Origin of the sequence: Caballeronia arvi, from assembly GCF_001544695.2 — a bacterium.
GTDB lineage: Bacteria > Pseudomonadota > Gammaproteobacteria > Burkholderiales > Burkholderiaceae > Caballeronia > Caballeronia arvi.
Map to the genome: position 1 here is coordinate 1 of NZ_FCOM02000009.1, position 20873 is coordinate 20873.

Annotated in this window: 17 protein-coding genes; 5 read left to right on the forward strand and 12 right to left on the reverse strand. The window is 64.0% G+C overall.

All coding sequences use genetic code 11. From position 1 onward, the window contains the following. Positions 1-626: 626 nt before the first annotated feature. On the reverse strand, positions 627-2294 hold the full coding sequence (locus AWB74_RS12770) for a Na+/H+ antiporter (protein ID WP_061147136.1): 1668 nt from the start codon (positions 2292-2294) through the stop codon (positions 627-629). A gap of 317 nt (positions 2295-2611) precedes the next feature. On the opposite strand from AWB74_RS12770, the gene AWB74_RS12775 reads away from it, so the two are divergent. Further along, positions 2612-3928: an EAL domain-containing protein gene (locus AWB74_RS12775; RefSeq protein WP_061147318.1), complete on the forward strand. Its 1317-nt coding sequence runs from the start codon at positions 2612-2614 to the stop codon at positions 3926-3928. On the opposite strand, the gene AWB74_RS12780 is transcribed toward AWB74_RS12775, so the two are convergent. Beyond that, positions 3929-7498 carry an indolepyruvate ferredoxin oxidoreductase family protein gene (locus AWB74_RS12780; RefSeq protein ID WP_061147137.1) on the reverse strand — a complete coding sequence of 1190 codons (3570 nt, stop codon included), beginning with the start codon at positions 7496-7498 and terminating at the stop codon, positions 3929-3931. It abuts the gene before it with no gap. Positions 7499-7733: 235 nt separating this feature from the next. Here AWB74_RS12780 and AWB74_RS12785 point away from each other — a divergent pair, with 235 nt between their 5' ends. Beyond that, positions 7734-8384, forward strand: coding sequence for a glutathione S-transferase family protein (locus tag AWB74_RS12785; RefSeq protein ID WP_061147138.1), 651 nt, complete (start codon positions 7734-7736; stop codon positions 8382-8384). Here AWB74_RS12785 and AWB74_RS12790 read toward each other — a convergent pair. From AWB74_RS12790 to AWB74_RS12830, 9 genes are all read right to left on the reverse strand, one after another. Then, positions 8381-8626 carry a hypothetical protein gene (locus AWB74_RS12790; RefSeq protein WP_061147319.1) on the reverse strand — a complete coding sequence of 82 codons (246 nt, stop codon included), beginning with the start codon at positions 8624-8626 and terminating at the stop codon, positions 8381-8383. The genes AWB74_RS12785 and AWB74_RS12790 overlap by 4 nt on opposite strands. A gap of 30 nt (positions 8627-8656) precedes the next feature. Further along, a complete protein-coding gene (locus AWB74_RS12795; RefSeq protein ID WP_061147320.1) occupies positions 8657-8878 on the reverse strand; it encodes a hypothetical protein in 222 nt (73 codons plus the stop codon). A 66-nt stretch (positions 8879-8944) separates the two neighbouring features. Beyond that, positions 8945-9856 carry a carbohydrate kinase family protein gene (locus AWB74_RS12800; RefSeq protein WP_061147139.1) on the reverse strand — a complete coding sequence of 304 codons (912 nt, stop codon included), beginning with the start codon at positions 9854-9856 and terminating at the stop codon, positions 8945-8947. A gap of 5 nt (positions 9857-9861) precedes the next feature. Next, complete coding sequence (locus AWB74_RS12805) at positions 9862-11115, reverse strand: AGE family epimerase/isomerase (protein WP_061147140.1); 1254 nt, start codon at positions 11113-11115, stop codon at positions 9862-9864. Beyond that, complete coding sequence (locus AWB74_RS12810; RefSeq protein WP_061147141.1) at positions 11112-12131, reverse strand: LacI family DNA-binding transcriptional regulator; 1020 nt, start codon at positions 12129-12131, stop codon at positions 11112-11114. Before AWB74_RS12810 ends, AWB74_RS12805 begins: the two co-directional genes overlap by 4 nt. A 215-nt stretch (positions 12132-12346) precedes the next feature. Continuing rightward, the gene (locus tag AWB74_RS12815) at positions 12347-12961 is read right to left on the reverse strand and encodes a class I SAM-dependent methyltransferase (protein WP_061147142.1); all 615 of its coding nucleotides are present in this window, start codon (positions 12959-12961) and stop codon (positions 12347-12349) included. Continuing rightward, a complete protein-coding gene (locus AWB74_RS12820; protein WP_061147143.1) occupies positions 12958-13761 on the reverse strand; it encodes a PIG-L deacetylase family protein in 804 nt (267 codons plus the stop codon). The genes AWB74_RS12815 and AWB74_RS12820 overlap by 4 nt, the downstream gene beginning before the upstream one ends. Beyond that, positions 13749-14786 carry a hypothetical protein gene (locus tag AWB74_RS12825; protein ID WP_061147144.1) on the reverse strand — a complete coding sequence of 346 codons (1038 nt, stop codon included), beginning with the start codon at positions 14784-14786 and terminating at the stop codon, positions 13749-13751. The genes AWB74_RS12820 and AWB74_RS12825 overlap by 13 nt, the downstream gene beginning before the upstream one ends. Positions 14787-15109: 323 nt before the next feature. Further along, complete coding sequence (locus AWB74_RS12830) at positions 15110-16129, reverse strand: bile acid:sodium symporter family protein (RefSeq protein ID WP_061147145.1); 1020 nt, start codon at positions 16127-16129, stop codon at positions 15110-15112. A 489-nt stretch (positions 16130-16618) separates the two neighbouring features. On the opposite strand from AWB74_RS12830, the gene AWB74_RS12835 reads away from it, so the two are divergent. Then, positions 16619-16987 carry a hypothetical protein gene (locus AWB74_RS12835; RefSeq protein ID WP_061147146.1) on the forward strand — a complete coding sequence of 123 codons (369 nt, stop codon included), beginning with the start codon at positions 16619-16621 and terminating at the stop codon, positions 16985-16987. 507 nt (positions 16988-17494) lie between these two features. After that, positions 17495-18607: a porin gene (locus tag AWB74_RS12840; protein ID WP_061147147.1), complete on the forward strand. Its 1113-nt coding sequence runs from the start codon at positions 17495-17497 to the stop codon at positions 18605-18607. Between the two features lie 71 nt (positions 18608-18678). Here the strand turns inward: AWB74_RS12840 and AWB74_RS12845 are convergent, their stop codons facing one another. Further along, positions 18679-19644 (reverse strand): NAD(P)H-dependent flavin oxidoreductase, encoded by a 966-nt coding sequence (locus AWB74_RS12845; RefSeq protein ID WP_061147148.1) that lies wholly within the window; start codon positions 19642-19644, stop codon positions 18679-18681. Positions 19645-19907: 263 nt separating this feature from the next. On the opposite strand from AWB74_RS12845, the gene AWB74_RS12850 reads away from it, so the two are divergent. After that, positions 19908-20798 (forward strand): alpha/beta fold hydrolase, encoded by an 891-nt coding sequence (locus AWB74_RS12850; RefSeq protein WP_061147321.1) that lies wholly within the window; start codon positions 19908-19910, stop codon positions 20796-20798. Positions 20799-20873: the final 75 nt, after the last annotated feature.

Below are 20873 nucleotides of genomic sequence, written 5' to 3' on the forward strand. Positions count from 1 at the left end.
CCATGTAACACAAACGGGCTACCGCTTCGCGTGCACGGAAGGGATCAGCAACCGAACACTGAGGGCAATATACAAGTCACCAAAGAAAGCAGCTATCCCCAGCCTGAGCACTTCACACCGGCCGCGGCACAGGCGATTGGCTGAATGGAACCCGGAGTAGCGAGTGCTCTCACAAAACTCGCGGGGCTTGGATCGCGCACGGTCTGTTTCATCGCACCGCTTAACGAACTGGCGCAGCCCCTGCAAGCTCCGGCCCGCTTCGCGGCCGACGGGTCGATCGGGTTTGCGTGCACGCGACGCGTTTGCCGCACGTGGGTTTCCCTTGCTTACCCGGCGGCAGCGCGTAGCGCTGTGCCGAAGCTATTTCGTGCTGAACCAGCACGCTTGACGTTATCGGGCGGCAGACCGTGCGCGATCCAAGCCCGGTTGGGCCTTTGGGGGCACTCGCTACTCTGGGTTCCATTCAACCAATCGCCTGTGCCGCGGCCGGCATGAAGTGCTTAGGCTGGGGATAGCTGCTTTCTTTGGTGACTTTCTTTGCAGCAGCAAAGAAAGTTACCCCCGCCCCGGGGAGGGGCAATGCTAATAAACCAACGCGAATGTGGGATCCGGCGAAGAACCCGAGGCTACCCCCCCGTCCCCCTCTTGCGATTAACAATCGCAGTCTCCGATAAATCAACCTCCCGCATCAGCTTATTCAAAGTCTCATCATTGATAGCCTGCGAATACCGCAACTTCAGCAACTCAGCCCGCTCCGCCCGCAACGCAGCCATCTTGAGCCGCGTCTCCATCATCTCGCTCTTCTTGGCGGCGACACGCGGCGCCTCTTCCTCACCCAACTGCTCCAGCCGGCGCCGATACAAACTCATCACCCGCGCCGTCGAATCGGCGCACCGTGCCGAAGCGGCTTCGTCCATCTGCTCGATCAACTCGTCGTGCGTATCGTCGATCGCGCGAATCGCCGCCTGCGCCGCACGACGCCGCGCCATCCGCTCCTCCGCCGCGTGCGGATTCTTCTCGCGCTCGATGCCGAGCAGCATCAGCGGCAAACCCACCACCGCGATCAATAGGGACACCAGAATCACCGCCGACGCGATGAATATCGCCAGATCGCGTCCTGCGAGCGGCGCGCCATTGTCCAGCGACACCGGCAGCGACAGCACGCCCGCGAGCGTCACCGCGCCGCGCACGCCGCCGATCGTCGTCAGCGCCAGCGTGCGAAAGCCGGGCGCGGCGCTGTCGAGTCCCTGCTTCGCCGTCTTGCGCGCCGCGACCCAGCGCAGCGAGTACACCCAGACGAAACGCAGCGCGTACAGCGCGATCACGGTCGCGAACACATAGCCGATCAGCAGGCCGACCTGCGCATCGCTGTCGTGATGCGCCTCGATCAGCGCCTGTCCGAGAATGTGCGGAAACTGCAGCCCGAGCAGGATGAACACCATGCCGTTGAAGACGAACTCGATCATCGTCCACGTGCTCGTCATGCGCACGCGCACCGCGCTCGGAATGCTGTCGCGCAGGCTCTGGATGTTCATCATCATGCCCGCCGACACCGCCGCCAGAATGCCCGAGCAGCCGAGATGCTCGGCCACGACGTACGACGCGAACGGAATCAGGATCGTCAGGATCACGCCGGCAGCGGGGTCGTCGTCTTCGGAGAACTTCAGGAGACGCGCCGGAATCTCGGTGACCGCCCAACTGATCGCCGCGCCGATCACGAGCCCGCCCGCCGCGATGATGAAAAAGCTGATCGTCGCGTCGCGCAGCGAGAACACGCCCGTCAGCGCGGCCGCGATCGCGAACTTCAGCGCGACGAGGCCCGATGCGTCGTTCATCAGCGCTTCGCCTTCCAGGATATGCATGAGGCCCGCCGGAATGCGCTTGCGCCCCGCGATGCCCGTCAGCGCGACGGCGTCGGTGGGCGAGAGCACGGCGGCGAGCGCGAACGCGACGGGCAGCGGCATCGACGGAATCATCGCGTGAAGAAAGTAGCCGAGCACGCCGACGGTGATGAACACGAGTCCGAGCGCGAGCATCAGGATCGCGCGGCGCTGCATGTAGAGCTCGCGCTTCGGAATGCGCCAGCCGTCCGCGAACAGCAGCGGCGGAATGAACAGCAGCATGAACAGCTCGGGATCGAACGTGACGTGCAGTCCGAGTCCCGGCCACGCAAGGCACGCGCCGATCGCAATCTGGATGAGCGGCAGCGGCAGCTTCACCGGAAGCAGGGAGAGCCCGAATCCGGAGAGCGCCACCGCGAGCAAAAGAATGAGGACGGTAAAAACGATTTCCATATGTGCGATGCAGCCGATACCCGTTGAGCGCGGCGTCTTACATTGATTCGATGAGCCGAAAGTTTAGCCCGGCCCGACAGTGCAGGCAGCGAAGAGGGCAGGACGATCACGCACCGAGACGGTGCGTATGCACGTGAAAGCGCCTGTTGGCGGTGCATCGCGCGAAGCAAATCACGGCGATGCGCGGCGCGCCGTGCGCATGGAGCTTGCTTTATCGCAAGCCACGGGACATCGAGACTCCCGACGAGATCACCGAGGGCGGTTCTTATGACGAAGGTACGCAAGGCGTGGGCGATCGATCAGGCGAGGGCATCGGCATGGTGATCGCAAACCCCGAAAAAACGACCGTTTGCGCGCGCAGCTTCGAGCTGGGCGTGACATCGGGATTCGACCGCTATTCGGTCGAACACGGAGACTGGACGCTGTCGAGCGTCTTTCAGCCAGTATTCAGCCTGTCGCACATGCGCGCGGTCGGCTACGAAGGTCTGCTGCGCGCGCACGATGCGCTCGATCGTCCGGTGTCGCCGCTCGATGTGTTCGGGCAGGCGTCGCGCGTCGGCGAAGCGCTGCAGATCGACCGGCTCGCGCAGGCGCTGCATCTGGAGAACTTCAAGATGCTCGGCGCGCAGACCGAATGGCTCTTTCTCAACGTGCATCCCGGCGCGCTGACCGAGCCGTATCACGCGGCGGCGCTGCTCGCGAACCTGCGGCGGCTCGACATCGAGCCGCGCCGCGTCGTGCTCGAAGTGCTGGAGCAAAGCGCGGAAGACATCGAGCGGCTCGCGCTCGCGGTGCAGCAGTTCCGCGAGCACGGTTTTCTCATCGCGCTCGACGACTTCGGCGCGGGTCACACGAACATCGAGCGTATCTGGCAACTCGATCCCGATATCGTCAAGCTCGACCGCGTAATGCTTTCGCACGCGGGCCACAACGTGCATGCGCCGCCCTCGGCGCGCACGCTCAAGCAGCGGCGCAACATGGAGGCGGTGCTGTCGGGGATCGTGTCGCTGCTGCACGAAGCAGGCAAGCTCGTGCTGATCGAAGGCGTCGAGACGGAGCACGAAGCGCAACTCGCGCTCGCGAGCGGTGCGGATTTCGTGCAGGGATTTTTCTTCGCGCGACCGCATCCGGGACTGGCCGACGGCATGCACGCGCGCGACATCATCGGCGAACTGACCGATCGATATCGCATGCAGACCGAAGCGCGCGAGCGGCGCGTTGCCACACGCCTTCAGCCGTACATCCGCGCGTTCGAACGCGCCGCGGAACGGCTCGCGGCAGGCGAACCGCTCGACGAAGTGTGCTGGAATTTCCTCGCGCTCGATCACGCCGCGCGCTGCTTCCTGCTCGATCAGAACGGCAGGCAGGCGGGCCGCAACGTCGTGCTGCGCGCCGATCGCGCCGCGCACGAAGCGCGCTTTCTGCCGCTCATCGACGCGCAGGGCGCGAACTGGCTGCGCCGCCCGTACTTCCGCGCGGCGCTCGGCGATCCCGAGCGTGTGCATGTGACGAAGCCGTATCTGTCGATCAACGAGGCGATGCCGTGCGTCACGCTGTCCGTGGAGACGCGCTCGCAAGGCAAGCGCTGCGTGTTGTGCGGCGACATCGACTGGCTGCCCGACGATATCGACTGATCACTTCGCCACGACCACCGGAATGCCCTTCAGCGACGACGCACCTTTCATCGTGCCGATGGCGGCGCGCACCGCATCGCCCGTCGCTGCTTCGATGCCGATGCGCGCGGCGATGTCGCGTTCGCTGCGCTTGACCATCGCGACGTTCGCCAGCTTCACGTGACCGTAGCCGCGCACCTTCTCGAACAGCGCGGCGAGCGCTTTTACTTCGTTCGCGTTATCGGCGTTCACACGCGATAAGGCGCGCGACATCGTGATCTCGAAGTCGTCGGCGAGTTGGCGTTCCATGCGGCGTTCGAGCGTCTTGCCGAACGGATCGAGCACGGTGCCGCGCAGCGCGCGGAACTTCGCCAGTCCGCCGAACACGGGCCACATCCACTGGCCGAACGTCTTCTTCTTCGGCACGCCGCCGTGCGACAGAACCGGCGGCGCGAGATTGAACTTCACCGTGTAGTCGGAGCCCGCCGCGCCTTCGAACTGCGCGGCGAGCGCGGCGCGAAACGCCGGGTTCGCATGCAGGCGCGCGACTTCGTACTCGTCCTTCACGGCGAGCAGTTTGTAGAACGAGATCGCGATGGCGCGCTTCACGTCTTCGTTCGTCGAGGCTTTTGCGAGCAACGCACGATAACGGCCGACGACCTTCGCGCCGCCATAAGCGAGCAAACGCTCTTCGCGATCGCTGATGAGTTCGGGCAGCGTCATCTCGCTCATCGGGATGTGCTGCGCCTGCACGCGCGCCGTCAGCGATTCGAGCGCGGTCATGTCGTGCGCTGCGAGACGGCCGATCGAAAACGCGAGCTTGTTCGCCGCGACCGCGACGTTGTTCAGCTCGATCGCGCGCATCAACGCTGCCAGCGACAGCGGCACGAGACCGAGCTGCCACGCGAAGCCGAGCATCAGAATGTTCGCGCCGATGGTGTCGCCAAGAAAACGCTGCGCGATCGCCTGCGCGTCGCAACTGCGCATCGCGTCGTGCGCGCCGGGGCCGGCGGCGTGGTGCATCTTGGCGAGCAGGGCATCGGCATGAAGATTGGCTTCGGGGTTCTGCACGAAACTCGCGTTCGGAATCGCGTGCGTATTCACGACGATCTTCGTGCGGTCGTGCCGCACCGTCTGCAACGCTTCCGGACTCGCGCCGACGACCATGTCGCACGCGAGCAGCAAATCGGCCTGTTGCGTATCGATGCGCACCTGATTCAAGAGCGCGTCCGTCGCGGCGAAGCGCACGAACGACAGCACGGAGCCGCCTTTCTGCGCGAAGCCCATGAAGTCGAGCACCGACGCGCTCTTGCCTTCCAGATGCGCCGCCATGCTGATCAACGCGCCGACCGTCACGACGCCCGTGCCACCGACACCCGTCACGAGAATGTCGTAGGGCGCGTTGTCGAGCGCGCCTTGTGGCAGCGGCATCGCATCGACGCGGCGCGCGAGCTCGGCGGGATCGAACGCGTGGCCTTCGGCCTTCTTCAGCTTCGCGCCTTCGAGCGTGACGAAGCTCGGACAGAAGCCGTTCACGCACGAATAATCCTTGTTGCACGACGACTGATCGATGCGGCGCTTGCGTCCGAGCTCCGTTTCGACCGGCTCGACGGACAGGCAATTCGACTGCACGCCGCAATCGCCGCAGCCTTCGCAGACGGCTTCATTGATGAAAAGACGCTTGTCCGGATCGGGAAACTCGTTCTTTTTCCGGCGACGGCGCTTTTCCGCCGCGCACGTCTGGTCGTAGATCAGCACGGTGACGCCCGGCGTGTCGCGCAGGCGGCGCTGCACGGTATCGAGTTCGCCGCGATGATGAAACGTCGTGCCGCGCGGAAACTGATCTTCGTGACCGATGTACTTTTCCGGCTCGTCGCTGACGACGACCAGCAGCGCGATGCCTTCCGCTTCCACCTGCCGCGCGATCTGCGGCACGGAAATGCTGCCGTCGACGGGCTGGCCGCCGGTCATCGCGACGGCGTCGTTATAGAGAATCTTGTACGTGATGTTCGCCTTCGCGGCCACGGCCTGACGAATCGCGAGAATGCCCGAATGGAAGTACGTGCCGTCGCCCAGATTCTGGAAGACGTGCTTGGTCTTGGTGAACATCGAGTGCGACGCCCAGTCCACGCCTTCGCCGCCCATCTGAATGAGGCCGGTCGTGTCGCGCTCCATCCACGACGCCATGAAGTGACAACCGATGCCCGCCTGCGCGACGGACCCTTCCGGCACTTTCGTCGATGTGTTGTGCGGGCAGCCCGAGCAGAAATAGGGCGTGCGCTTCACGGCATCGGCGACGTTCGACAGGATTTGCGGCGCGACAAGATCGACGACCTTGTCGCGGCGATCGAGCACCGGCTTGTGACGCGCGAGCCATTGCGCGAACACCGGTAGCACGCGCGACGGACGCAGTTCGCCGAGCGCGGAAAGCAGCGGCGCGCCATCGACGGCGTTCTTGCCGACGACAACCGGCCGCGCGCCATCGACGCGGTTATACAGATGATCCTTGATCTGCTGCTCGATGACCGGACCTTTTTCTTCGATCACGAGCACTTCGCTCAGGCCATCGACGAAGGTTTCCAGCCGCGTCGTTTCGAGCGGATACGACAGCCCGACCTTGTAGATGCGCACGCCGGCGGCATCGAGATCATCGACGGTGAGTTCGAGGCGGCGCAACGCTTCCATCAGGTCGAGGTGCGCCTTGCCGCACGTCACGATGCCCACGTTCGCGCGCGGGCTCGGCGCAATCCACTTGTCGATGCTGTTCACGCGAGCGAAGTGGCGCACGGCGTCGATCTTCGCGGCGAGGCGCGCTTCGATCGTCAGGCTCGGCAGATCGGGCCAGCGGTTGTGCAGACCGCCCGCCGGCGGCGTGAAATCTTGCGGCGCTTTCCAGTCGAGCTTCAGGGCATCGAGATCGACGGTCGAACCGGATTCGACCGTTTCCGAAATCGCCTTGAAGCCGATCCACGCGCCCGAGAAGCGCGACAGCGCCCAGCCGTAGAGCCCGAATTCCAGCATGTCCGCGACGTTCGACGGATTCACCACCGGCATGTGCCAGGAAATCATCGTCTGGTCGCTCTGATGCGGCATCGACGACGACACGCAGCCGTGGTCATCGCCCGCGACGACCAGCACGCCACCGTGCGGCGACGAGCCGTACGCGTTGCCGTGCTTGAGCGCATCGCCCGCGCGGTCGACGCCCGGTCCTTTGCCGTACCACATCGCGAACACGCCATCGACGGTGCGTTCCGCGTCCGATTCCACGCGCTGCGTGCCGAGCACGGCCGTTCCGCCGAGTTCCTCGTTGATCGCGGGCAAAAAGCGCACATCGTGCGACGCGAGCAGTTTCTTCGCCTTCCACAACTGCTGATCGACCATGCCGAGCGGCGAGCCGCGATAGCCGCTGACGAAGCCCGCCGTATTCAGGCCGGCGGCGCGGTCGAGTTCGCGCTGCATCAGCACGAGGCGCACGAGCGCCTGCGTGCCGGTCAGGAAGATGCGGCCTTTGGTGGCGGAGAGGTTGTCACCGAGCTGATAGTCGGACAAAGCGGGAGGCGAAAAGATATCGGCGGGGACGCGCGCGTTCATGGGTTCTCCAGTCTTTCTAGGTATGCGAGGCAATGCGACATTCTTTGTCGACAAATGCAGAATGTTTTTGCGCACTTGCCCCGATTCCGCGCGCATCGAGGAGCAACCGGCCTATTTTCGAGATGAGCGAGAGGAATTTTCTCGATCCGGTGCGGCTGCGCGTAAACCCGGATCAGGCAGCGGCTCACGAAGGGACTAATCTGAACGCCTGGAAAGCCGACAAAAAGCGACGCCGATGAAGCTCTTCTACTGGCCGAAGACGCGCGCCTTCCGCGCGCTGTGGATGCTCGAGGAAATGCGCGTGCCGTATCAGCTCGAGTTCGTGAATATCCGCGCGGGCGCGCAGAACAATGCGAATTTCTGCCGCGTCAATCCGATGTCGAAGCTGCCCGCGCTGGAAGACGGCGGGGTGCGCGTCGCGGAATCGGGCGCGGTGCTGCTCTATCTCGCGGATCGCTATCCGGAAACCGCGCTCGGCGCGCCGCTGGACGATCCGTCGCGCGGCCGTTTTCTGCAATGGATGTTTTTCACGGGTTCGTGTCTGGAACCCGCGATGGCCGAGCGCATGACCGGCGCGCAAGGCAACACGGTGAGTTTCGGCTGGGGCGATCTCGGACGCGTCGAGCACGCGATCGAAAGCGCGCTGGAAGAAGGTCCGTGGCTCCTCGGCGAGCAGTTCACCGCCGCCGATATCCTCGCCGCGAGCACGCTGCAGATCGCGTTCAAGGCGAAGCTGATCGAACCGCAGGGCGTGCTTTTCGATTACGTCGAGCGCTCGCTCGCGCGGGAAGGCTACGAGCGCGCGTCAGCGATCGATCGCCGCGAGGCGGAGCGGCTCGCGTTGGACGCCCATATAGGTCTCGCGCATCCGTCGAACGAAAATTAAGGAAACGCGCGCGGCTTCGGGATGCCCGCGCCGGCTTCGATATCCGACACCGCGCGCCGATGCGCCAGTTCGACGGCTTCGGCGCGGTCGGCGAGACCGTCATCGCCGCCGACGGTCGTCCACGGCTGCACCGCCTTGTCGTGATGACGGATCTCGTATTCCGCGTCCCAGCGCGAGCCCTGGAGCTCGACCGGCCTCACGTGGATGGCGTAGACGCCATAAAGGAAGACCTGCTCCGGCATGATGACCTCCGATGCAGCCATGCAGCGTGGCTAGAGTTCGATTTCCCCAAGGATGCGGTGCGCGAGCGCCCGCGCTTCGTTGAGCGCTTCTTCCTCGTTCCCGGATGCGGCCTCCACCTGGTAGAGCGTCGCATCGGCATCCCCGCCGTCGTCGCGCGCGAGCGAGACGAGACCCTGGAACCTGCCGCTGTCGATGGCGCGCACGCCGATCGTCGCCGTATAGATGCCTTTCGTATAGGTGGTGTCTTCCACGATGGATTCGCCTCCGGGCAAGGACGAAATCCATGCTAGCACGCAGATATTTAACGCGTGCGACAGCTATTGCAGCAGTTCTTCGACCTCTTCCAGCGAAGGCGAATGCGCGCCCGAATGACGGCACGCCGCCGCGCCCGCCGCGAGCGCGAACTTCAGATGATCGGACCAGCCGCCGTGGCGCGCCATCAGGCTGTAGAGCAGTCCGCCGATGGACGCATCGCCTGCGCCGACCGTATCCGCCACTTCGACGCTCGGCGGGCGCGCGCTGAATTGCTCGTCGCCCGCGTAGAGCGTGGCTTGCGCCGAGCCGCGCGTGACGAGCACGGTGGCTTGCGGGTTCATCGAGCGGATTTTTGAGAGCGCGTCCGCTTCGGGCATGCCCTTGAACAGCATGTGCAGATCTTCGTCCGACACTTTGATGAGATCGGCGAGGCCCGCCATGTTGCGCAGGATCGGCTCGTAGCCGTGCTCCATCAGATTGCGATAGTTCGGGTCGAAGCTGATCTTCACGCCGTGCTCGCGCAATTCGGCGGCAAGTTTCGCGAGCGTGGCGCCGAGCGGCTGGCGCACGAGGCTGATGCAGCCGAAATGCGCCCACTTCACGCGCTCCATCCAGCCTTGCGGCAGCCGCGACGGATCGAATGCCAGATCCGCGCCGTTCTCGCCCATGAAGTAGTACGTAGGCGGTTGCGTCTTGTGGACGATCGCGAGCAGCGGCGGACGCTCCACTCGCTGCATGAAGCGCATGTCCAGACCCGATGCGGCGCTCGCTTCCCACAGGTCGTCGGAGAAATTGTCCGTGCCGAGCGAGCCGGCGCAGGCCGTCGGCAGGCCGAGCCGCGCGACCGCGCGCGCGACGTTCCAGCCTGCGCCGCCCGGACGCGACAGCCAGCTCGACACGTCCGTGCGGATCATGTCGGTGAGAATGTCGCCTGCCGACACGAATTGCGGGAAGTTGGGTTGCTCGCTTGCCATCGTTGTCACCGTGAGGTTTGGGGCGGAGAAAGCGCGTTCAGCACTTCGTAGCACGCGCCCATCGTGTGGTAGTCGGTTTTGCCGGCGGGACTCTTCTCGTCGCCGTACTTGCGGTTGTCGCACGTGAGAATGCGAAACCACGCGCCATATTCGTGATCGACGAAGTGCGCCCAGCTATAGCGCCACAGTTCGTCGTAGCAGTCCCAGAAACGCTCGCGGCCCGTGCGCGCGCCGAGCAGCGCCGCCGCCGCGAAGCTTTCTGCCTGCACCCAGAAATATTTGTCGTGATCGCAGATCGTGTCGTCGGGACCGAAGCCGTAGTAGAGGCCGCCGTGACGGCTGTCCCACGCGCGGCTGAATCCGGCGTCGAACAGTTCGACGGCGCGGGCGCTAAGCCACGGCAGCGCGCGATGCCGCTCCAGTATCAGCAGCAGCTTGGCCCATTCGGTCTGATGCCCCGGTTGAAAGCCCCACGGACGGAAGATGTTCGAGCTGTCCGATTCGTTGTAGTGCCAATCCACCGACCAGTCGCGGTGAAAGTGCTCCCACACCAGCCCGTTCGACAGCTTCGCCTGACGCAGCGTGATATTGCCGGCGATCTTTTCCGCGCGGTCCAGATAGATGACGTGGCCGGTCGCCTCGTACGCGGCGAGCAGCGCCTCGGTCGCGTGCATGTTCGCGTTCTGCCCGCGATAGCCGGAAAGTTGCCAGTCGGCAGTTGCTTCGTCGGCGTAGAGGCCGGCGTCCGCATCCCAGAAACGCTTCTCCATGATCGCGAAGGTTTCGTCGATCATCGGCTTCGCTTCGTCGATGCCCGCCATCGCCGCGTGCGCACAGGCAAGCAGCACGAATGCCATGCCGTAGCAGTGGCGCGTGCCGTCGAGCGTGCGCTTCTGGCCGTCGCGCCACTCGAGTTCCCAGTCGTAGCCTTCGTTCGCGGCGTCCCAGTGTGCGTCGCGAAGAAATTTGAAAGCGTGGCGCGCGTCGTCCTGATACGCGGCGTCGCCGAAGTGGCGGTACGCCATCGCGTAATTGAAGACGAAGCGCGTGCTGCTGACGAGATGACGCGTCGTGCGGTCGTAGACGCTGCCGTCGTCCTTGAAGAAATGAAAGAAACCGCCGGACGGGTCGCGCGCGTTGGGTGCGTAGAACGCGAGCGTGTCGCGCACGTGCGAGAGCAGGAAGTCGCGGCTGCGGAAATCGGTCTCGCGTTCCACTGACACTTCTTGCGCGATGGCAGGTAAGGCGGTCATGTTCATGGCGTGCTGATGTCCTGTCTCGTGCCCGAGCTCGCGCGAGGAACGAAAGTGACGGCGACGAGCGTATCGGCCTGGCTCGGCGGGCTCGATTGATCTTCCAACAGCAACTCGACGCCGCGGCGCCCGAGCGCTTCCTTGTCGACGGTGACGGTCGAGAGCGGCGGCGTGCTTTGCGCGGCGGCCGGAATGTCGTCGAAACCGACAAACGCGATGTCGTCCGGCACGCGCAACCCGTGCGCGAGACAGACGCGCATCGCGGCGAGGGCCGCTGCATCGTTATAGGCGAAAACGGCGTCGGGCAGCGGACCGGATTGCGCGCGGGCGTCGGCGATCAGGCGCTCCATTGCGTCGGCGGCGGCGAGATCGGCGGGCAGGCCCGCCTGCGTCATGATTTCTAGCGTCGGATCGAAGAGCAGGCCGGCATCGAAAAACGCTTTCCGATATCCAAGCGCACGCTGCGCGATGCTGTGATGCGCGAGCGACCCGCCGATGAACGCGATGCGCCGCCGCCCTTGCGCGAACAGATGCTGCATCGCGAGCGACGCACCTTTCACGTTGTCGATGTTGACCGAGCGGAAACCCGGCGCGCGCAGATCGATCAGCACGGTGGGTCGCGCGAGCGAATGCAGGTGCGTGAGCAATTCGGGCTCGACGAAACCCGCAACCGCGATGGCGTCGGGCGCGTGCAGCCGCATTTGCTGCGCGAGATCGTGCGTCGGCCCGGCAGTGAGCACCGACGGCACGAGCCGCCGTTCGCGGCACGCTTCCTCGAAACCGTTCAGCACGTGCGAAAAGAACGGGCTGACGGCGAAATTGTTGTGCTGACGGTGCAGCAGAAAGGTCACGCGACGAATGCGCGTGCGCAACTGCCCGGAGTCATAGCCGAGTTGCTGCGCGACTTCGACGACACGCACGCGCGTCGCCTCGGACAAGCCCGGTTGATTCTTGAGCGCGCGCGACACCGTCCCGATCGAGACGCTTGCCGCACGCGCGACATCGCGAATGGTGGTGGCCATCGTGGTGTTCTCTGTCTCCGCCTGTTTGTCGGCTGTCTTTGGTTGCTTAGCGAGCGCGCACGATGTTTATCGCGCCCGCCCGATTCGCTTTTCGAGGGCGATTGTATAGTAAAAAATCGCAAAATCACCCTCGCGGGAGATTGGAGAAAACCAGTAGCCCCTTGTTGTATATACGTTTCCTTGCGGTTTGTTTGTTTAGTAAAATTTAGGAAACGCTAGGCCGATGTTTCCCGATCGTGGATCGAGCGCTTGTCGGGGGTCCAGACATCGAGAACGAGATCATCGTCCCAGTAGTGGCACAGCACCGGCATGCTCATGCGGCCCCGCAGCTTCGCGTGAACGTCGTCGCCGTTCTGGCTCCAGCCTTCGATCGGCCTGCGCCAGTGACACGCGACGACCGCGCCGTTACGCGACAAGGTCTGATGAATATGCTCGACGATATGCCATAGCTGCGGCTCGTCAAGGTAATAGCCGATTTCGCTGATCACGACGAGGTCGAACTTGCCGCTCGGCCAGGCATCTGGCAACAGCATCTGCTGGACCTTCACGTTCGGGCATTGCGCGACGCGTTGCCGCGTGAGCGCGACGGCGTCCTCGGAAATATCGGTGGCGATGAGTTCGTCGCAGCGTGCCGCGAGCAGCGCGGTCAGCTCGCCGTTGCCGCATCCGGGCTCGAACGCGCGCGCATAGTGCTCTTGCGGCAGCGAAGCGAGCGTGAGCGCCCGCTTGCGTCGCTCATACCAGCGATGCCTGATCTTCCAGGGATCGTCGTTTTCGCGATACAGGTCATTGAAGTACTGCTTAGTATTGTTGTTTGTGTTGTAGTTCATATGAGTACGACTTCGAAAGGCCGCGTCAGCCGGGCCAACACATGCTCAGGCAGTACTGGCGCCTGGCCGGTTGCGGCGTCAGGTTCGAGTTGGCTTCGGAAAGCCTGCACGGCCCGAAGCTTCCGGGCGTGCGTTGCGCCGTCGAGAACGATACGGCGAGCACGGCTCCATGGCACGCGCGTATCGTCCGGCGACGCCCAGTGCCACGTCCAGAGCGGCACCTCCACGCAAGGCAGTTCGAGCGCTTCTGCCGCAGCATGAACGGCGCGCCCGGCTGCCTCGTGGTCGGGGTGCCCATCATAGCGCCATGTGGTGAAAACGATATCGCCCGGTTGAAGATGTTTGGATAGCAATCCTGACAAGCCGGCATCGATACGGCCCGGTTCGCCGTCCTGAAGTCCGAGTCTGACCACCTGCACATGACGCAGACGCAACCGCTGCAGCGCAGCCCTCGTTTCCAGCGGGCGCACGCGTGCAAGGCGTTCAGGCGGCCATTCGGGCGAATTCGGATGGCTCGCAGTGCCGTCCGTCACGGCGACGATGAGTATGTTTCGGCTGATTTCCGAGAGACGCGCGAGCAGTCCTCCGGTGCCGAGGATTTCGTCGTCTGGGTGTGGCGCAACTACGACAGCGCGGCCACCGAATGGCACGAGTTCCGCGGGATCGACTTCAGGCAGCGCGCCGAGACGCCCCCATCCCTGCCATGCGGATTCGGGGGTGCCGTCGCCGGAAATGGCGCGGTCGGTGGCGGTGTCGGTCGTCGACTGGTCGGCCGGCGCCCGCGTGCTCACACTTGCCATGAAATCTGTTCCTCCTCGATGACGCGCTCGGCGAGCGACGCTTCGTCGCGCTCGGCGTGGCTTTGTCGGATGAATACGGGCAGGTCGGCCATGAGTTGCGCAAAATGCGCGTCCCGGCACAGCGGACCTGCGCCGAGCGCACGGCCCGCGTGCTCGACGACGAATGCCGCTGCGTGCTCCGCCGCGAGCCGTGCGCGCATCGCGGGCGCCATCGCGTCGGCGGCGGGCTCACGATCGATGAACGCCGCCGTTTCGCGCAGCAGTGCAGCCGTGGCGCACAGCGTCGTGTCGATGGAGCCGAGATGCGCAAGCTTGTGCGGGCCAGCGCGATGCTTCGCGTCGCGCGCGACGAACGTGGCGATGCCAGCGGCCGCGCCGAACCAGCAAGCGGCGATTCCCGCGCCGCCGTGCCAGAAGCCTGGCCGCTCGAGATAGGCGCGTGGCGAGCCGATGAGTCGCGCGCTCACGCGCTCGAAGCGAACGTCGACGCTCGCGCTCGCTCGCATGCCGACCGCTTGCCAGCCAGTGCCGGTGATGTTCACGCCTCGCTCTCTCAGGTCGACGGCTGCGAGCACCGGTTCGTTGCGCTCGTTCCACGCCGTCACGAGCGCATGCGTGACCGATGCCGCGCCGGAACACCAGGACTTCGTGCCGTGCAGCAGCACGGTCTGCGCTTCCGGGTCGCCCAGCGCCGAGAGACGCGCGTTCGGTGGCTCGGCCGCCCACACGGCCCATGCGCTGCCGTCCTGCGGCTGTGCATAGCCGAGTTCCGCAAGGATCGCGAGCGCATCCGTATGACCTTCGTACAGCTTGACCAACGACAGGTCGAACGCTGCTACCACGCCAAGGGCGCGCCAGCGCTCGACAGTGCGGCCCTCGCCGGGCAAGGGCAGACGGTCGAGGCTGGCATCGATCAGCGCGCGCAACGCGCGTCCTGCGTCTTCGGCGCTGCCGCGTTGAAACGGTAGCTCGCCGAGGAAAGCGCGCAGCGTGGACGCCGTCGCATGGTCTTCGACGCAATTCATGTTTCGTTCCGCGCTCGGTGAGTGACGGGCTGTGTCCGCATGACGTGTCCTGTGTGCGCTTTCTGCGTGGTTATGGACAAGAGTGTGGCAAGGGACATGCCCGGGCGCCATTCGGCCAAAAGGAGTAGGCCGAAACGCGGGACGGCAGGCAACGAACGAAATTGAATCGAGACGTCGAGTCAGGTGTTTTGGCCTATCCCGTTTGGCTGAATCGACGCCGGCGCGGAGCCGGGCTCAAATGACACGAAGGCCGCATGTCGCGGCCATCGTCGGAGGAAAGGAAGATGATGGAGCAGGGAGCGTCGCCGCCGCGCGGGTTTGAATCAGCGGCGAACGGGAGCGCCGACGCGCTTGCCGTCGCGCGCAGGTTCGGGCGCGGTCTTGCGCGCGCCCCAGCGCTGCGCGAGCACGGCGCACACCATGAGCTGGATCTGATGAAACAGCATGAGCGGCAACACGACCGCGCCGACCGCATGCGAAGCGAAGATCACTTTCGCCATCGGAATGCCGGAGGCGAGGCTTTTCTTCGAGCCGCAGAAAATGATCGTGATCTGATCCGCGCGCGAGAAGCCGAGGCGCTTCGCAGTGAACGCCGTGATGAAGAGCGCGGCCGCCAGCAGCAGAATGTTGACCGCGAGCAGGCCGGCGAGCGTGGAGAGCGAGATCGAATGCCAGATGCCTTCGTTGACGGCCTCGCTGAACGCCACATACACGACCAGCAGAATCGAGCCCTGATCCACGAACTTGAGCATCGCGCGATGCTTGTCGATCCATTTGCCGATGGCCGGCCGCAGCAGTTGCCCGGCGATGAACGGCACGAGCAGTTGCAACGTGATGTTGCCAACCGTCTGCCAAGGCGAGCCGGTCGTCGCGCCGTGATTGCTCACGACGAGGCCGACGAGCGCCGGCGTGATGAAAATGCCGAGCAGGCTGGACGCGGACGCGCTGCACACGGCAGCCGGCACGTTGCCCTTCGCCATCGAGGTGAAAGCAATCGACGACTGCACCGTCGAAGGCAGCGTGCAAAGGAACAGGATGCCGGTGTAGAGCGCGGGCGTGACGAGCGGCGTGAGCACCGGCTTGAGCACGAGGCCGAGCAGCGGGAAAAGCGCAAAGGTGCTGAGCAGCACGACGAGATGCAGGCGCCAGTGGGTCGCGCCGGCGACGATAGCTTCGCGCGAGAGTTTTGCGCCATGCAGGAAGAACAGCAGACCGATGGCGATATCGGTGATCCAGTTGAAAGCCATCGCCACGCCGCCACGGCATGGCAGGAAGCTCGCAATGATGACCGTGCCGACGAGCGCCAGGGTGAAATTGTCGGGGAGAAATTTGGGCCGTGCCATTCAGAGAATCTCGTGCCTGGACGTCCCGAACAAGCTGTCCGGCGTTTTCGGCGTCAAGTCAGTAAAAACCATGATTTTCGCTCGTACCCGATTAAATTGGCAAATTCATTTGCCGGATCGATTGATTACCAAACCGCATGGACGCTCGTTTCCGAGCAAAAAAGCGGTTTTCCGGCAGCAACATTTGGACCTTTAACAATGGTTTTCCGGTCGGAAATTTCGTCACATGATTGGGCGTCCGAAACGCCTGCATGAAGCGAAAAACTCTGACGTAACACGGTGTTACAACCATCGAGCAGGCATAACACTTTTTGGCTCGACTGCCGACTCGACGCCCAATAAATTGTTGAATACACCGGTCGGCGGGTTTTTGCATCGTATCGATGCCATAGCCCGGGTGCTCCGACTACGGCCGGTTGTCCTCCTGGCGCGCAGCCCCGCTTTCGACGCCACGGACGAGAACATCGGTCGGACGTTGGCAGTTTGGACATGGCGCTCACTGGCTTTCGCAAGACTACCCGGCTTTTCGTATCTGCCGCGCTCGGCGCGCTGGCGGTAGCGGGTTCGCTCGCGCTCGCAGGGCCGCGCGCCGAATGGCTGTCGTCGGCGGTGTTCGACGATTCCGTGAGCAGCCGGCAATCGCTGCATTACACGCCGGTGGCCGCGAAAGATGGCCTGACGCCCGTCAGCGCCGAAGTTCGCCCCGGCCCGCGCGCCGATCAGGCGGTTCCGCTTCGCGGTTCGGGCTCCATCCGCGCCGACATCACGCGCTACAACGAAGAGCGCAGTCTGCCGCGCCCGCCCGGGCGTCCGTCGGACGATGGCCGCACGCCGGCCAACGCAAGCTACCGTAACTGACCACTTCTCTTCACCAGCGTCTGGCGGCGTTCCGTGCATGATTTCGGGCGGAGCGCAAAAGTATCGGCGCGTCTAGTTCCGCTGTCACATTGACGTAATCGCGCCACAGTTGCGCGTCGAATTTCTCTCAGACGTTCCCCTCTTTTTTCCGCGCAAGGACAATGCGCCGTGCGCGGAAAAATGTCTTTTTTCGGTATTTCAGAAGGCTTTCTGTATCTCAAAAAGGCCCGCCGATACTGGCTTTGCAAGGCGTTGATTTCGATGAAAGCCAGCGCGCGCCCGCGACGCCATGTGCCTTTTCGCGTCTGCCACCAGTCAGCATTATCCGAACCGCTATACCCGCAATAACCAAAAACATTTTTGGCCGGAAAAATGGTCCGTAAAGATGGTGCCGCTCCACATGCGATGCCTCTTTCGCCCATTCGTCCGTCAGGCCCGGTCAGACGAGGCGAGTGCAAAGCCCCTCGCCCGCCAAGCTTTCAATTTTCGACAAAGACAGGAGAGTTCATGAAGTCAACCGTCAACCGTGCGCCGAAGACTACGGTGAGAGCAACGGTCAAGGCCACCGCAGTTGCCGCAGCGATGCTCGGCCTATTCGCCGCGGGGGCGGCACACGCGCAGTCGAGCGTTTCGCTGTACGGGCAGGTCGACGAATGGGTCGGCGCGCAGAAATTCCCCGGCGGCGATCGCGCGTGGAATGTGAGCGGCGGCGGCATGTCGACGTCGTACTGGGGTATGAAGGGCGCCGAGGATCTCGGCGGCGGCTACAAGGCGATCTTCACGTTGGAAAGCTTCTTCCGCGCGCAGAACGGCCAGTACGGACGCTTCCAGGGCGACACCTTCTTCGCGCGCAACTCGTACGTCGGCATTCAAGGTCCGATCGGCACGTTCACGGCGGGCCGTCTGACGACGCAGCTCTTCGTCTCGACGATTCTCTTCAACCCGTTCGTCGACTCGTACGTCTTCTCGCCGATGGTCTATCACGTGTTCCTCGGCGCGGGCACGTTCCCGACGTATCGGACGGATCAGGGCGTGATTGGCGATTCGGGCTGGAACAACGCCGTGCAGTACACGTCGCCGGACTTCAACGGTCTGTCGGGCAGCGTGATGTACACCTTCGGCAACCAGGCCGGCGACGGCCGCTCGAAGAAGTACAGCGCGCAGTTCCTGTACTTCCACGGCCCGTTCGCGGCGACCGGCGTCTACCAGTACGTGAACTTCAACAACACGCCTGGCGATCTGACTTCCGTCGACGGTTTCGCGACGCCCGGCTACAAGAGCCAGAGCGTCGGGCAACTGGGCGCGTCCTACGACCTGAAGTACGTCAAGTTTTTCGCGCAGTACATGTACACGAAGAACGACTACGAAGGCCCCGGCACCTTCCACGTGAACACGGGACAAGGCGGCGTGACGATTCCCCTCGGGCCGGGCACGGTGATGGCGTCGTACGCTTACTCGCGCAGCAACGGCGGCCTCGATCAGACGCACAAGAGCTGGGCGCTCGGCTACGACTATCCGCTGTCGAAGCGCACCGACGTCTACGCCGCGTACCTGAACGACAAGTACACGAGCCTGTCGTCTGGCGATACCTTCGGCGTCGGCATCCGCGCGAAGTTCTAAGCGAGTCAGGCCGCATCGAACGAAAACACCGCGCCTCGAGCGCGGTGTTTCCGTTTCTGCATCGGGAAAAATCAGCCGATCGCGAGGCGCTTCTTCGCGCCGTCGTACTCGCGCTTCAGCCGCTGAACCAGCTCGGCGACGCTCGGCACGTCCTGCATCAGGCCGACGCCTTGTCCCGCGCCCCAGATGTCCTTCCACGCCTTCGCCTTGCTGCTCGTGCCATCGCCGAAGTTCATCGCGGTCTTGTCGGACTCGGGCAATGCGTCCGGATCGAGCCCGGATCGGACGATGCTCTCGCGGATGTAATTGCCGTGCACACCCGTGAAGAGATTCGTGTAGATGATGTCCGCCGCTTTCGCATCGACGATCGCGCGCTTGTACTCGTCCGGCGCATGCGCTTCCTTCGTTGCGATGAAGCGCGTGCCCATGTACGCGAGGTCCGCGCCCATTGCCTGCGCGGCGAGGATGGAGCCGCCGTTGGCGATCGCTCCCGACAGCACGATCGGACCGTCGAAGATGCGCCGCACTTCGCCGACGAGGGCGAACGGCGACGTCGTGCCCGCATGGCCGCCCGCGCCTGCCGCGACGAGAACGAGGCCGTCGACACCCGCTTCGAGCGCCTTCTGCGCATGACGCAGATTGATGACGTCGTGCAGCACGATGCCGCCATACGAATGCACCGCGTCGATCATTTCTTTGACGGGCGCGCGCAGGCTCGTGATGAAAATCGGCACCTTGTGCTCGACGCACACGCGCACGTCCTGTTCGAGCCGCGCGTTGGATTGATGAACGATCTGATTGACTGCGATCGGTCCGATGACCGCGTCGGGGTTCGCCGCCTTGTGCGCCGCGAGCTCGCTCTGGATCTGCGTGAGCCATTCGTCGAGCTGTTCGGCGGGGCGCGCGTTCAGCGCCGGAAACGAGCCGACAACGCCCGCCTTGCACTGCGCGAGCACGAGCTCGGGATAACTGACGATGAACATCGGCGAGCCGACGACTGGCAACGCGAGGTGCTGCAAGATGGCGGGCAGGGCCATGGCACAAGTCTCCTGAATGTGTCAGAGCAGCGTCGAGGCCACTCCGCGAGCGTCGCTTGCGACTGGCACGCACCTTCATTGTCCGGGAAAGCACGTGCGCGTGGCCAGCGAACGATCGTTCGATTATAGCGATAGCAGTTCACGTGACACATCGGCGAATCCCGAGGAACTCTTCGGTTTCGATGTTTGCGCGCATGGCGGCGCCCCGGCGACTGCATGAGCGCGCCTACAATCATCGGCAATACCACGAACAAGAACACATCATGTCTTTCGGAGACTACGAGCCGTTTCGCGTCGATGCCGCGGGCGTCGACATCGTCGGCATGAAAGGTGGTGACGGGCCGCCGCTTCTGCTCATGCATGGCCATCCGCAAACCCACGAAATCTGGCACAAATGCGCCGGCGAGCTCGCGAAGCACTTCACCGTGATCGCGACGGACTTGCGCGGTTATGGTGCATCGGGCAAGCCTGCGAGCGACGCGCATCACACGCCGTACTCCAAGCGCGCGATGGCCGCGGATCAGGTCGCGGTGATGCGTCATTTCGGCTTCGAGCGCTTTCTCGTGTGTGCGCACGATCGCGGCGCGCGCGTCGCGCATCGCATGGCGATGGATTTTCCCGATGCCGTCGACCGGCTGATGCTGCTCGATATCGCGCCGACGCTCGCGATGTATGAAGCCACCGACCGCGAATTCGCGACGGCCTACTTTCACTGGTTCTTCCTGATTCAGCCGACGCCGCTGCCCGAGCTTCTGATCGGCGGCAATCCGGATGCCTACATCGATCGCGTGATGGGCAATCGTCACGCGGGCCTCGCCCCGTTCGCGCCGCACGCGTTGCAGGCATACCGCGACGCGCTGGCATCGCCCGGTACGATCTTCGCGATGTGCGAGGACTATCGCGCGTCGGCGAGCATCGATCTCGCGCACGATCGCGCCGATCTCGAACGCGGGCTGAAAGTCGCGTCTCCGCTACGCGTGCTGTGGGGACGGGAAGGCGTCATCGAGCGATGCTTCGATGCGCTCGAAGAATGGCGGCGCGTCGCACGCGACGTGAGCGGCCGCGCGTTGCCGTGCGGCCACTACATTCCCGAGGAACAGCCCGAGATGCTGCTCGCGGAAATGCTCGCTTTCTTCGCCGCCGATGCGCCCTGAAACCCGCGCCGGCATTGGTTCTTACGCGAGTTCAGGTGAGCGTTGGAAGTTTGTAGGGAAAGCACCGATGCACGT